The sequence below is a fragment of the Streptomyces sp. NPDC052109 genome (genome assembly GCF_040680195.1).
Classification (GTDB): domain Bacteria; phylum Actinomycetota; class Actinomycetes; order Streptomycetales; family Streptomycetaceae; genus Streptomyces.
The window spans coordinates 212,521-225,580 of the sequence record NZ_JBFAWF010000010.1; the positions used below are offsets into that span (position 1 = coordinate 212,521).

9 protein-coding genes are annotated in these 13,060 nt (G+C 72.2%); 4 read left to right on the plus strand and 5 right to left on the minus strand.

Annotated elements, in window-relative coordinates:
* The first annotated feature begins 39 nt into the window (after positions 1 to 39).
* Complete coding sequence (locus tag AB0L59_RS22015) at positions 40 to 2,523, plus strand: tetratricopeptide repeat protein (protein ID WP_365586174.1); 2,484 nt, start codon at positions 40 to 42, stop codon at positions 2,521 to 2,523.
* Here AB0L59_RS22015 and AB0L59_RS22020 read toward each other — a convergent pair.
* Positions 2,516 to 3,538, minus strand: a complete 1,023-nt coding sequence (locus AB0L59_RS22020; RefSeq protein ID WP_365586176.1) for an alpha/beta hydrolase — start codon at positions 3,536 to 3,538, stop codon at positions 2,516 to 2,518. The genes AB0L59_RS22015 and AB0L59_RS22020 overlap by 8 nt on opposite strands.
* A 112-nt stretch (positions 3,539 to 3,650) precedes the next feature.
* Between AB0L59_RS22020 and AB0L59_RS22025 the strand changes: the two genes are divergently transcribed.
* Both AB0L59_RS22025 and AB0L59_RS22030 read left to right on the plus strand, forming a co-directional pair.
* The gene (locus tag AB0L59_RS22025) at positions 3,651 to 4,394 is read left to right on the plus strand and encodes a TetR/AcrR family transcriptional regulator (RefSeq protein ID WP_365586178.1); all 744 of its coding nucleotides are present in this window, start codon (positions 3,651 to 3,653) and stop codon (positions 4,392 to 4,394) included.
* A gap of 91 nt (positions 4,395 to 4,485) precedes the next feature.
* Positions 4,486 to 5,601, plus strand: a complete 1,116-nt coding sequence (locus AB0L59_RS22030; protein WP_365586180.1) for an ADP-ribosylglycohydrolase family protein — start codon at positions 4,486 to 4,488, stop codon at positions 5,599 to 5,601.
* Between the two features lie 96 nt (positions 5,602 to 5,697).
* On the opposite strand, the gene AB0L59_RS22035 is transcribed toward AB0L59_RS22030, so the two are convergent.
* Entirely contained in the window at positions 5,698 to 7,257 is a 1,560-nt protein-coding gene (locus tag AB0L59_RS22035) for a sodium:solute symporter family protein (protein WP_365586182.1), read from the minus strand.
* 148 nt (positions 7,258 to 7,405) lie between these two features.
* A complete protein-coding gene (locus AB0L59_RS22040) occupies positions 7,406 to 8,194 on the minus strand; it encodes an SDR family oxidoreductase (RefSeq protein WP_365586184.1) in 789 nt (262 codons plus the stop codon).
* An 89-nt stretch (positions 8,195 to 8,283) separates the two neighbouring features.
* Between AB0L59_RS22040 and AB0L59_RS22045 the strand changes: the two genes are divergently transcribed.
* Positions 8,284 to 9,126 carry a hypothetical protein gene (locus AB0L59_RS22045; protein ID WP_365586186.1) on the plus strand — a complete coding sequence of 281 codons (843 nt, stop codon included), beginning with the start codon at positions 8,284 to 8,286 and terminating at the stop codon, positions 9,124 to 9,126.
* A 21-nt stretch (positions 9,127 to 9,147) separates the two neighbouring features.
* Here AB0L59_RS22045 and AB0L59_RS22050 read toward each other — a convergent pair whose 3' ends face one another.
* The gene (locus AB0L59_RS22050) at positions 9,148 to 11,064 is read right to left on the minus strand and encodes an MFS transporter (RefSeq protein ID WP_365586189.1); all 1,917 of its coding nucleotides are present in this window, start codon (positions 11,062 to 11,064) and stop codon (positions 9,148 to 9,150) included.
* A 210-nt stretch (positions 11,065 to 11,274) separates the two neighbouring features.
* The coding region (locus tag AB0L59_RS22055) for a D-alanyl-D-alanine carboxypeptidase (protein WP_365586191.1) at positions 11,275 to 13,060 on the minus strand (1,786 nt) is incomplete at its 5' end.

Sequence of the window (13,060 nt, forward strand, 5' to 3'; positions counted from 1 at the left end):
CGCCAGAATGAGAACACGGGCTGCGGGAGGGGCACACGGATGGCGCAGGCACGGCCGTCGATGCAGGAGCTGATCGGACGCCGAAGGCGGGCGGGTTTCGTCGGCCGCGGCGACGAACGGGCGGCGTTCCGGGCCAACTTGGACGTGCCGCCCGAGGACGAACGCCACCGCTTCCTCTTCCACGTCCGCGGCAACGCCGGCGTCGGAAAGACCTTCCTGATCAGGGAGTTGGAGCAGGTCGCGCGGGAACGCGGGGCGCTGACCGCGTATGTGGACGAGGGCGCCGGGAGCGTGCCGGAGGCGATGGCGGCGATCGCCCGCCAGCTCGGTCAGCAGGGCCACAGATGCAAGGAGCTGGAGCGGCTGCTGGCCGCCTACCGGGAGCGGCGGCACGAGGCCGAGGCCGCCCTCGCCCTCGACCCGGAGGCGGCACCGCGTCCGTCGGCGGCCTCGCTGGCCGCGGCGCGGGCCGGGCTCGTCGGACTCGGCATGGTGCCGGTGGTCGGCCCGTTCGCGGGAGCCCTGGACGCGGACCGACTCGCCCAGGGCGCCGACCGCTTGCGCGCGGGCCTCAGCGCACGGCTGCGCAACCAGGAGGACGTGCACCTGGTGCTGTCGCCGGAGCGGGCGCTGACGCCGGCCCTGCTGGACGAACTCGCCGCCACCGCCTCCGCCGCACCGTGGGTCGTCCTGTTCTTCGACACCTACGAGCGCACGGGCCGGTTTTTGGACGGCTGGCTGCACGAGATCATGACGACGGACCGGTACGGCACCCTGCCGGCCAACGTCGTCCTGGTGACCGCCGGACAGCTCCCGCTCGCCCCGGCCCGCTGGGCCGGATTCGCGGACTTCGTGGCGGACGTGCCGCTCGGTCCGTTCACGGAGGCGGAGGCGCGCGGACTCCTCGCGGACAGGGGCGTCCGGGACGAGCCGGTCGTCGCCGAGGTGCTGCGGCTGACCGGGGGCCTGCCGGTGCTCGTCTCGACGCTGGCCGAGACCCGCCCCGCCGACCCGCGGGACGTGGGCGATCCCAGCGGCACGGCCGTGGAGCGGTTCCTGAAGTGGGAGCAGGATCCCGTGCGCCGGGCCACCGCGCTGGCCTGCGCGCTGCCTCGCACCCTGGACGCGGACGTGTTCCGGGCCGTGGTCGAGTGCCCGGAGGAGGAGTTCGACGCGCTGTACGCGTGGTTGCAGGGCATGCCGTTCGTCAGCGGGCGCGGGGACCGGATGCGGTACCACGATCTCGTCCGGGCGCCGATGCTGCGCCTGCAGCGCCGGCAGTCCCCGAGGGGCTGGGCCGAGCGGCACCGGCGGCTCGCGCGGACCTTCACGCGGTGGCTCGGGGAGACCGAGGCGGCGCTGGAGCCGGGGGAGTCCTGGAAGGAGGAGGACTGGCGGGAGCTGCGCCTGGCCGCGTCCTACCACTTCCTGTGCGCCGATCCCCGGAGCGCCCTGCCCACCGTCCTGGCGGACCTCGTCACCGCCTGCGACCACGGGGACGAGGTCCTGTGGCGCTGGGTGCGGCTGCTGGTCGAGGCGGGCGAGGACGCGGGCGCGCGGAACCTGGAGAGCTGGGGCAGCGCGCTGGCGGAGGCCTTCGCGGCGGACGCGGTCGCCGGGGTGGCGGCCGTGCTGCTGGACCGGGCGCGGAGCGAGGAGCCGTGGCGGGCGACGGCGTGCGCGGTGCGGGGTGACGCCCTGGCACGGGCCGGCGACCAGCAGGGTGCCCTGGACGAGTACGACCGTGCCCTCGCACTCGACGCCTCCCTGGTGCGGGCCCTGCGGGGCAAGGTCCTGGCGCGCAGCGCGCTCGGCGACTACCGGGCGGCCCTGGAGGACCTGCGCCGGGTGCTGGAGCTGGAGCCGGACAACCCGTACAACCTGTTCCTGCGCGGCGAGCACCTGCGGATCCTGGGCCGGTACGAGGAGGCGCTGGCCGACCTCGACCGCGGGATCCGGCTCGACCCCGGCCAGTCCTTCGCCTGGGCCTCCCGGGGCGCCGCCCGCCTCGCCCGCGGGGAACTGGACGAGGCGCAGGCCGATCTGAACCGGGCGCTCGAGCTCAATCCCGACTACGCGTGGGCGCTCGCCCGGCGGGCCCGGCTGTGGCGCGCCCGCCGGGACCGGAACCGGCAGCTCGCCGACCTGGAACGGGCCCTCGCCCTGCAGCCGGACTGGGCCTGGGGCCGCTGCGAACGCGGTGACGCGCTCCGGGCGGCCGGCCGGGACGAGGAGGCCCTCCTCGACTACGACCGGGCGCTCGCCCTGGACCCCGACTACGCGTCGGCGTACGCGAGCCGCGGGGCCTCGCAGGCCAACCTCGGCCGTCTCCAGCAGGCCCTCGCCGACCTCGGACACGCCCTGCGGCTCAACCCGGTGTACGTGTGGGCGCTGGAACGGCGGGCGGAGGTGCACCGCAGGCTCGGTGCGGACGACCTGGCCGAGGCGGACGAGACCCATGCCGCCCGGCTGTCGGCCCCGGTCCCTCCACCCCCGCGCCACCACCCCTCCTCCGTCAACTGACCGACTCCCCGACCACGACGGGCCGCACCTTGGCCAGCATCAGGTCCAGGAACCGGTCCGGGTGGCGGTAGGACGCGAAGTGGCTCGCTCCCTGGATGAGGGCGAAGTCCTTCACCGGGGCGGTGACCGACTCGTAGAAGCGGCGGGCCGGTTCCGGCGGGGTGAGGACGTCGCTGTCGCCCTGGAAGAGGAAGAAGGGGAGGCGGAAGGCGGTGCCCTCGGCGTACTCGTCGACCGTCATGGCCTGGGGGCCCAGCGGCTCGGAGAAGGTCTGGCTCTTGAGGTAGGTGCGCAGGTCGCGGAGGGTGTGGAGGGGTGAGAACCACAGGGAGCGGATCACGACCGTCTTCATGGTGTCGTAGGTCAGCGGGTCGGTCGTGACCACCGTCTTCGCGTACTGCGCCCACTCGTGGGGCGACCAGGCCGACCGGTCCGGGCCGAGGGCGGCCGTCTTCGCCAGCTGCTTCCTCCTGCCCGTCTTCTCCAGCCGGGCCAGCAGCGCCTCGTAGGCGGCCGTGTCCCGGCCGCCTCCGATGATGTTCTGGTCGGTGCCGACGTACGCCGAGTACAGCTCGGGGTGGCTGCGGGCCAGGCGGAGGCCGGTGACGGTGCCGAAGCTGTTGGCCAGGAGCAGCACCTTGTCCACGTTCAGGCGGGTGCGGATGTGGTCCGTCACCTCCAGGGCGTCCTCGTGGAGGCGGTCGAGGGTCAGCTCGCCCTGGCCCTCCGGACCGCCCGCCGCGAAGGTCCGGCCGGCGCCCCGCATGTCCCAGCGGACGATCGTGAAGTGCCGCTCCCAGGCGCGGGTGCGCGGGGTGAAGATCAGGTTGGAGGAGCCGGGGCCGCCGTGGATCTCCAGGATCACGGGGTTGGTCCGGTCGTCGCCGCGGATCGAGATCCACTGGTCGATGCCGCCGATGGGGACGTACGAGGACTCGTCGACGCCGTTCGGGGTGCTGATCACGAGCTTCTTGGCGAGGGCGCGGCGCTTGAGCGCGCGGTAGGTCAGCAGCATGGTGTTCCCCCTAAACAGTTTATGCCGTCAGCTGTTTTCTGGTGTTTACGGTATATACAGTTGGCGGGCGGGGTCAACAGGCTTCCGCGCACACGTCGGCGGAAGGGGACTCGTGACCGGACGCGGCAAGGAGCAGCAGGACGGGCCGCGCGACCCGCGGGCGACCCTCGCGCTGCTGTGGGGCGAGCAGGAGAAGCCCACCCGCGGGCCCAAGCCGAGGCTGACCCCGCAGCGCATCGCCGCGGCCGCCGCCGAACTCGCCGACGCGGAGGGTCTGGACGCCGTCTCCATGAGCAGGGTGGCGGCCGCCTTCGGGGTCTCGGCGATGGCCCTGTACCGGTACGTCCCCGGCAAGACCGAACTCGTCGAGCTGATGGTGGAGGCGGTGCTGGGCGAGGGCCCGGATCTGTCGGCGGTTCCGGAGGGGGACTGGCGGGCGGCCGTGAGGGAGTGGACCCGGCAGTGCGCGCGGGTCTACGCGGCCCACCCCTGGATGCTCACCGCGCTCGCGATGCGCCGCCAGATCATGGGTCCCTGCCAGCTGCACTGGCTGGACGCGGCCCTCGCCGCCCTGGAGCCCGCCGGTCTCGGCGCCGCCCAGCGCCACCGGATCTTCCTGCTGCTGATCGGGCTCGTCCGCAACGTCACCCAGCAGCGGCGCGACGCGGAGCAGGAGCGGGACGCGGAGTGGGACCGGCTCGCCGGCGAACTCCTCGCCCGGCACGCCGACCGCTTCCCGGCCCTCACCAAGGCCGTCGCCGAGGGGGCCTTCGCACCGGACGGCATCGATCCGCTGGAGTTCGGGCTCGACCGGATTCTCGACGGGGTCGATGCGCTCGTAGCTGGACGGGAATGACCCCTCGGGGGCGGTTTGCCCCCGTGAACGGACCGTTCGCCGTCGATTACAGTGCTGAGCGTCGTACGGACGGTGCCGTGGGGAGGTCTGGGTGAGTGCGACATCCGGCGCCGTATGGGGCCGAGCCGAGCAGCAGGACTACCGCAGCAGGGTGCGCGGCACCCTGCTCGGGGCAGCCGTGGGCGACGCGCTCGGCGGGCCCGCCGATCCGCTGTCCCTGGAGGAGATCCGGGTCACGTACGGCCCCGAGGGGCTGCTCGACCTGGCCTTCGGGCACGGCCGGCGCGGCACGGTCACCCACCACACCCAGCTCACCCTCTTCACGGTGGACGGACTGATACGCGCCCAGGTGCGCCGGGACACCGGCGCCTGGCATCCGCCGACCGATCTGCACCGGGCCTATCTGCGGTGGGCGGCCACCCAGCGGGACTGGGGGCCCGACGAGCGCCGCAAGGACGACGGCTGGCTGGCGCGCGAGGAGTGGCTGTACGCCCGCCGGGATCCGACCCGGGCGCTGCTCGTCGGGTTCGGCGACGAGACCATGGGCACGCTGGAGTCGCCGAAGAACCCCGGCGAGCTGGGCCCGGAGGCGGTGGCCCGCTCCGCGCCCTTCGGGCTGCTGGTCGGCTGGGAGCCGCAGCTCGTCGCCCAACTCGCGGTGGAATGCGCGGCGCAGAGCCACGGGCATCCCATCGCCTACCTGTCGGCGGGCGCGTACGCCGTGATCGTGCACGCGCTGGCCCGGGGCGAGAGCCTGGACGGCGCCGTGCAGCGGGCCCTCGCGATGCTCGCCGCCCGGCCCGGCCACCAGCCCGTCGCGGACGCCCTGCAGCACGCGCTCGGGGCGGTACGGCAGGGGATCCCGAGCCCGACGCGCGTGGAGGAACTGGCCGGCGACGGTACGGCGGACGGGTTGCTGGCGGCTTCGGTGTACTGCGCGCTGGTGGGCGAGGACGTCCGGCACGGACTGTGCCTCGCGGTGAACCAGAGCGGCCCCTCGGCGGCGGCGGGCGCCCTGACCGGCGGTCTCCTCGGTGCCCTCCACGGCGAAACGGCCCTCCCGCCGGCCTGGCTGGCCGAACTGGAGGGCCGTCCCACGGTGCTGGAAATCGCGGACGACTTTGCGATGGAGATGACCCAGGGACCGGCTCTGCACGGTCCGGCCGGGTCGTCGCCGGGGTGGCTGGCGAGGTATCCGCGGGCCTGAGCGGGAGCGCCCCGAAGGGGCGCGGGACCGTGGTGACATGCGGCTTTGCCGCGGGGGCGCGACCGGCCACGCCGGCCCGGCACCCGGCGGGCACCCCTACGGCGCCCCCACCACGTCGTCCCCCGCACCCGCCGGGACCGGCACGACCGCCACCGCGTCCCCGTCGGTGTTGACCTTCTCGATGACGGCAAGCCGTTCGGGCGTGTCCTCAGGCTTCACGTACCCGATGACGATGTACAGCACCAGCGACACCGCCAGCGGCACGGACACCTGGTACTGGAGCGGCACCCCGCCGGACACGTGCCAGTTGATGGGGTAGTTCACCAGCCAGAAGGCCAGCAGGCCCGCCGCCCAGCTGGTCAGCGCCGCCGTGGGACCGGAGCGGCGGAACGGACGGAGCAGACCCAGCATCATCGGGATCGCGATCGGGCCCATCAGGCCGGCCACCCACTTGATGACGACCGTGATGATGTCCTTGAACGTGGGGGAGTTGACCTGGGTGGCCACCGCCATGGACAGGGCCAGGAAGACGACCGTCGTGACACGGGCGGCGACCAGCCCCGACCGCTGTCCCCACGCCCGTGCGCGAGCGGACAGCACCGGCGCCACGTCCCGCGTGAACACCGCCGCGATCGCGTTCGCGTCGGAGGAGCACATGGCCATCGTGTGGGAGAAGAAACCGACGACCACCAGGCCCAACAGGCCGTGCGGCAGCAGCTGTTCGGTCATCAGGCCGTAGGAGTCGGAGCCGTCCGGCTTCTGGGCGTGGACCAGGAGCGGGGACATCCACATGGGGAAGAAGAGGACGACCGGCCACACCAGCCACAGGATCGCCGACAGCCGGGCTCCGCGCTCGGCCTCGTGCGCGCTGCCCGTCGCCATGTAGCGCTGGGCCTGGTTGAGCATGCCGCCGTTGTACTCGAAGAGCTTGATGAAGAGGAAGGCGAGCAGGAAGACCGTGCCGTAGGGGCCGACCAGCGGCTTGCCGTGGCCGTGCAGGGCGGGCTGGTTCCAGGCGTCGAAGAAGCCGATGTGCTTGTCGTCCAGCTTCAGGACGACGGCGACGAACATCGAGATCCCGGCGAGCAACTGGATGACGAACTGGCCCAGTTCGGTCAGCGCGTCCGCCCACAGGCCGCCGATCGTGCAGTACACGGCCGTGATCGCGCCGGTGATGAGGATGCCCTGGTTCAGCGTGACCCCGGTGAACACCGACAACAGGGTGGCGATCGCTGCCCACTTGGCGCCCACGTCCACGATCTTCAGCAGCATGCCCGACCAGGCGAGCGCCTGCTGGGTGGACAGGTTGTAACGGTTCTTCAGGTACTCCAGCGGGGAGGCCACATGGAGCCGGGAGCGCAGCCGGTTGATGCGGGGCGCGAACAGCTTCGACCCGATGGCGATGCCGAGCGCGATGGGGAAGGACCAGGTGACGAAGGAGGTGACGCCGTAGGTGTAGGCGATGCCCGCGTACCCGGTGAACATGACCGCGCTGTAGCCCGACATGTGGTGCGAGATGCCGGACAGCCACCAGGGCATCTTGCCGCCGGCCGTGAAGAAGTCGGAAACGTTGTCCACGCGCTTGTGCGACCAGACGCCGATCGCGACCATCACACCGAAGTAGCCGATGAGTACGGCCCAGTCGAGACTGTTCATGTGCTCGATCGTGGGTGCGGCCACGTGAACACGACAAGCAAGCGTAAGGTCAAGTAAAAGTAAAAATGTTCGACTTGATGACTCCTGTTCACTTACATGAACGGGCGGCGTGCGTCCCCGAACGCCCCCGCCGGCCGGGGCGAGTTGCTCAGCGCATCAGTTCCCCCGCGTTGACCAGCAGCGACTGCCCGGTGATGGCCCGCGCTCGGTCCGAGGACAGGAACACGGCCGCGTCCGCCACGTCCCCGTCCGTCGCCAGCTCCGGCAACGCCATCCGCTCCGCCAGCCGGCCCAGCACCTTCGCCTCCGGCACCCCTTCCGTCTGCGCGGTGAACGTCACGTACGCCTGCACCGGCGGCCCCCACATCCAGCCCGGCAGTACGGTGTTGACCCGTATGCGGTGCGGCCCGAGCTCCCGCGCCAGCGAGTACATCGCGCTGGTCAGCGCCCCCTTCGACGCGGCGTACGCGGCCTGCCGCACCTGCGAGGGCGCGGCGACCGCCGACTGCGTCCCGATGAAGACCACGGAACCGCCCCCGCCCGCCTTCAGCGCGGGCAGGCAGGCCCGGGTCATCCGCAAGGTGCCCAGCAGGTTCACGTCGATGACCGACTGCCAGGTCGCGAAGTCCGCGTCCTGAAGCCCGCCGAAGCAGGAGTCCCAGGCGGCGACATGGACCACCGCGTCCACGCCGCCGAACCGCTCCCGCGCCAGCTCCGCCAGCGCCTCGCACCGGCCCTCGTCGGTGATGTCCGTCGCCCGGTACGCCGTCCGCGCGCCCTCCGGATCGATCTCGGCGGCGCTCTTGGCGAGGTTCGCTTCCGTGCGCGCCCCGAGCACCGCGTTCCCGCCGTCCCGTACGACCGCCGCGGCGACCTGGTGGCCCAGCCCGGCGCCGACTCCCGAGACGACGACGGTCTTGCCGGTGAGCAGTGACATGGAGCCTCCCGGGCTCTGGCGATTTATCTGACGGAGCGTCAGAGTATGGGCGACCGCAGGAGGACGGAAGGGGACGGAAGGGGAACCGCATGAGCGAGGACACCCGCAGCGAGACGTACGGCGAACTGGCCGCCGTCGGCCCGTACGGCGTCCGCCCGGGCCACGCCCTGATCACCATGGTCGAGCCGCACCCCGGCCACGAGTACGCCTACAACCGCTGGTACGAGGACGACCACTACTACGCCGGCGCGATGGCGATGCCCTGGATGTACGCGGGCCGCCGCTGGGTGGCGACCCGGGACCTGCAGCTCCTGCGGTACCCGGAGAAGTCGGCCGTCGCCCAGCCGGTCAGCGCCGGCTGCTACCTCTCCACCTACTGGATCACCGCCGGCCGCTACGACGACCACATGAAGTGGACCGTCGCCATCAACAAGCGCCTCAACCGCGACGGCCGCGTCCACCACGACCGCACCCACGTCTTCACGGCCTTCCAGGACCACGAGATCACGGTGTACCGCGACGGCGCGGCGGGCCCGCGCGACTTCCACGCCCTGGACCACCCGTACGCCGGGCTCGTGCTGCAGGTGATCGACAGCGAGTCGGCCGGGCAGCGGGCGGAGCTGCTCCGGTGGCTGCGCGACCGCCATCTGCCGAAGCGGCTGTCCGGCTCCCCGGCCGCGATGGTCACCGTCTTCCGGCCCACCCCGCTGCCCGGCGACCGCATGACCTACGTGAAGCAGGTCGAGGGCGTGGACACCCGGTCGACCCTGCTGTGGTTCCTGGAGGCCGACCCACGGGAGTGCTGGGAGGAGCGCTTCACCGGCCTGGAGGAGCAGGTGACCGACGCCGGGCTGGGGCGGGTGGAGCTGGTGGCGCCGTTCATCCCGACGATTCCCGGCACGGACACCTACGTCGGGGACCTGCGCGGCTGACCGACGGGCGGGCCGGAAAACTCACTTCAGCTCGTCCGGGCACGGCGTACCGCGCGGCAGCTGGTACGGCGCGGCCAGCCGGTACGTCCCGGAGTGCGGCGCGAGCAGCACGGTCCACTTGTCCCCGTTCGCGTCCTGCGGCGACTCCATCAGGCACCCGTTGACGTTCCGGTACGTCTTCGGCGGACCGGAGGAGACCACCTGCGGAGCCTTCAGGCTCTTGCCGTGCTGGTCGACGACACTCAGCCACGGCGAGTAGGGGATCCTGATCAGGATCCGCCCGGCCTTGCGCACCTGCAGCGTCATCTCGCCCTGCCCGGCGTGGTCCACCACCGCGTGGGGCTCGGCGAGCGGCGTCGGGTCGGTCACCCGGAACAGCTGCCAGTTGGCGTCGCCCCAGACCTGCTTCAGATACGGCATCCCGCGCCGCAGCAGCTCCCGCTCCCGCTCGCCGCCGTCGCCGTCCGGGTTGTCCTTCGGCAGGACGACGAAGTGCACGGCCCAGCGCTGTAGCCACTCGTGGTAGTTCGCCGAGTTGAGGGTGTCGTCGTAGAAGAGCGGGTTGCGCTCCATGTCCGCCTGCCGGTTCCAGCCGCGCGCCAGGTTGACGTACGGCGCGAGCGCGGACGCCTCCCGGTGCGAGCGCGCCGGGACGACCTCGACGCGGCCCCTCTCGGCGCCGGCCTTCTGCAGCTGGTGGACGAGCGGGGCGAGCTCACGGGCCCAGGACGCGGCCGGGGTCGTGTGGATGATGTCGTCCACCGACTTGAAGCCGACCCACCCGGCGAAGCCGAGGAGTGCCAGCACGGTCGCGTACCACTTGCGCGACTTCGGCACCGTGAACGGCAGCGCGGCCACCAGCGCCGCCCCCGCGAACAGCATGGGCAGCCGGGAGATGTTCGACCCGATCTGCGAGCTGATCAGCCACACCAGGACCACGCCGGCGCTGTAGACGGCGGCCGTCAGCCGGACCGTCACCCACTCCCGGGGCGCCAGGAACAGACACAGCAGGCCGTACAGCAGCGGCAGGATCACCGAGCCGATCGTCATCGGCTGGGTGCCGGAGAACGGGAACAGGAAGTACGAGGCGGCGACCACCACCGTCGGCGCGAGCCCCAGCGCCCAGGCACCCGGCCGCCGCTTCTGCAGGAACAGCGCGACCGCGACCAGGCCCACGAACAGCCCCGAGACGGGCGACGCCATGGTGGACAGGCCGGCCAGCGGGGCGGCCACCGCCGCCTTCGCCCAGCGTTTGTGCCGCCACCGGTACGGCCAGCAGAACACGGCCGCGACGGCACCGAGCGCGAACATCGTGCCGAGCCCGAAGGTCACCCGGCCCGACACCGCGTTGCACAGCAGTGCGACGACCCCGGCGAGCGACGCCCACAGCGGGTTCCGCACCGCCCGGCTGCGGATCAGGATCATGGTCAGCAGACCCGCCGACACGGTCCCGGCGATCATCATCGTCGTACGGACGCCGAGGACGGCCATCAGATACGGCGACACCGCGCTGTAGGACACCGGGTGCATGCCGCCGTACCAGGCGAGGTTGTACGCCGAGTCCGGGTGCCGGCCGACGAACTCCGCCCAGGCGTCCTGCGCCGCGAGATCTCCACCACTGTTCGCGAACGTGAAGAACCAGATGATGTGCAGGACACCTGCGAGGGCCGTGACGGACAGCACGGGGTGCCGCAGCAGCCGCTGCCGGAGGGGTTCGGCGGCGGTGAGGAGGCGCGCGAGTCTCGTCCCGCGTCCCTCGGGGCGGTCGGGACGATCACTCGGGGTACGGCTGTCCGGGTCGTCGCCGCGACCGGTGGCGCCGGTGCGGCCGGTACCGTCGGCGTGGCCCTCCGGGTCAGCTTCGGGCAGGGGTATTCGCGAGCCGGATACCGGCCCCGGATCGGCGTTGTCGGCGCGTGTCGGCTCCGCTGTGGCCACCTGAAGGCACTCCCCGTGTCCCGTCTTCTGTTCTCGGCCGTGTTCCACGGAGTTCGCGGCCGTTTCCCGTCCAGTTCGCCGCCGTGTCCCGTGACCGGCGACCTGCCCCGTTTCGTGACGCTAGCACGCACCCCGCCGCGGGGCCCCTGGGTGGGGGCTCCCTCGACGGGGTGCGCGGGCGGTCGAACGGTGCCGCGATCGGCCCGGGCGTCAGCCCAGGCGGGTCAGCTTGGCGCCGAAACCGGGCTCGGCCAGGTCCTTCTGCAGGGCCACCGGGACCTTGACCGCACCGGTCGTGCCGTCACCCACGGTGAGCGACCCGACCTCGGTGCCGGCCTTCGCGGTGTGCGGCACCTTGCCGGCGGTGAAGGACAGCTCGACCTTCAGGCCCGCCCAGCCGGCCGCCGTGACGTCCTTCGTGACCACGACCGGGGTACGGCCGCCGAGCCCGTCGTCGACGTACCCGACGACCGTGCCCTTCTTCAGGATCGTCGCCGGCTTCAGCGCGCCCTGCGCGGTGCGGATCAGCTTGTCCGCGGCGTTCACCGCCCCGGTGAGGATGGAGTGCTCGACGGGGTCGGCGGGCTGGCGGATCACGGCGCCGACGATGGTCCGGGTCTCGCCGCCGATCTCCTGCTTCGCCGCGAAGACCAGGTTGCCGAGGGCGGAGGTGGTGGTACCGGTCTTGATGCCGACGACGTTGTCGTGCCCGACCAGGCGGTTCCAGTTGGAGTGGTTGACGCCCTTGTAGTCGGTGTACGACATCATCGCCGCGACCTCGCGGAAGGCGGGCTCGGCCATCGCGGCCTTCGCCAGCTTCACCTGGTCCACGGCGGTGCTGACGGTGGAGTTCGTCAGGCCCGAGGGGTCGGTGTACGTCGTGTTCGTCATGCCCAGCTTCTTGGCGGTGGCGTTCATCTTCGCCACGAACGCCTTCTCCGAGCCGGCGTCCCAGCGGGCGAGCAGACGGGCGATGTTGTTGGCGGAGGCGATGAGGATGCTCTCCAGGGCCTCGCGCTGGGTGATGCTGTCACCGGCCGTGACGCTGACCGTGGACTCCTGGCCCGCGTTCGACTGCTGCTCGGCGGGCTTGTCGATCTTGATCTTGGGGCCGTCGGCGCCGCTCCTGAGCGGCCGGTCGTGCAGGACGATGTACGCGGTCATCACCTTGGCGACGCTCGCTATCGGGACGGGCTTCTGGTCGCCGGAGGAGCCGAACGTGCCGATGCCCTGGACGTCCAGCGCGGCCTGGCCGCTGGCCGGCCACGGGATGTCCGGCTTGCTGCCGTCGAAGGTGTAGGCGTCCTTCGCGGTGAGGGCGAGCGTCGGGTCGGGGAGCGGGCGGAGGGTCTGTACGACTGCGAAGATGATCGCCAGGAGCAGGACCAGGGGAGTCCAGATCTTGACCCTCCGCACGATCGTGCGGACCGGGGTCTCCGGGGGCGGGGGCGTGTTCGTCAGCTCCGCCAGGAGGTCCAGCGGGGGCTTCGGCGGGAGAGGCTGCTGGGTGGTGCGCTCGGGGCCGACCTGGGGGACGGGGGTGGTGGCGTCCGGCCGGGCGGCCGGCTTGGCCTCCGGCTCGGCGGTCGGGGCCATGTCGTTCTTGAGCGCGACGAACTTGCTGGTGCGCTCGGGGTCGGGCTCGGGAGTGGCCTTGGGCTCCGCCCCGAGCTTGAGCATGGTGGTCGGCTGGTCGACCTGGGGGGCCGGCTTGGGCTTGAGCGCCTTGAAGACGGTGGTGGGCTGATCGACCTCCGCGGGGCCCTGCGGGCCGTCGGCCGCCTCCGCTTCGGCTTCGCGTTCGGTGTCGTTCTCGTCCGCAGTGCCCGTGCGGCTGTCGTCGTCGGCCGTGGGTGCCGCCTGTGGGGCGTCCTGGCCGTGGGCGTCCGCCGGGCCGTCCTCGGCCGCCTCCGCTTCGGCTTCGCGTTCGGTGTCGTTCTCGTCCGCAGTGCCCGTGCGGCTGTCGTCGTCGGCCGTGGGTGCCGCCTGTGGGGCG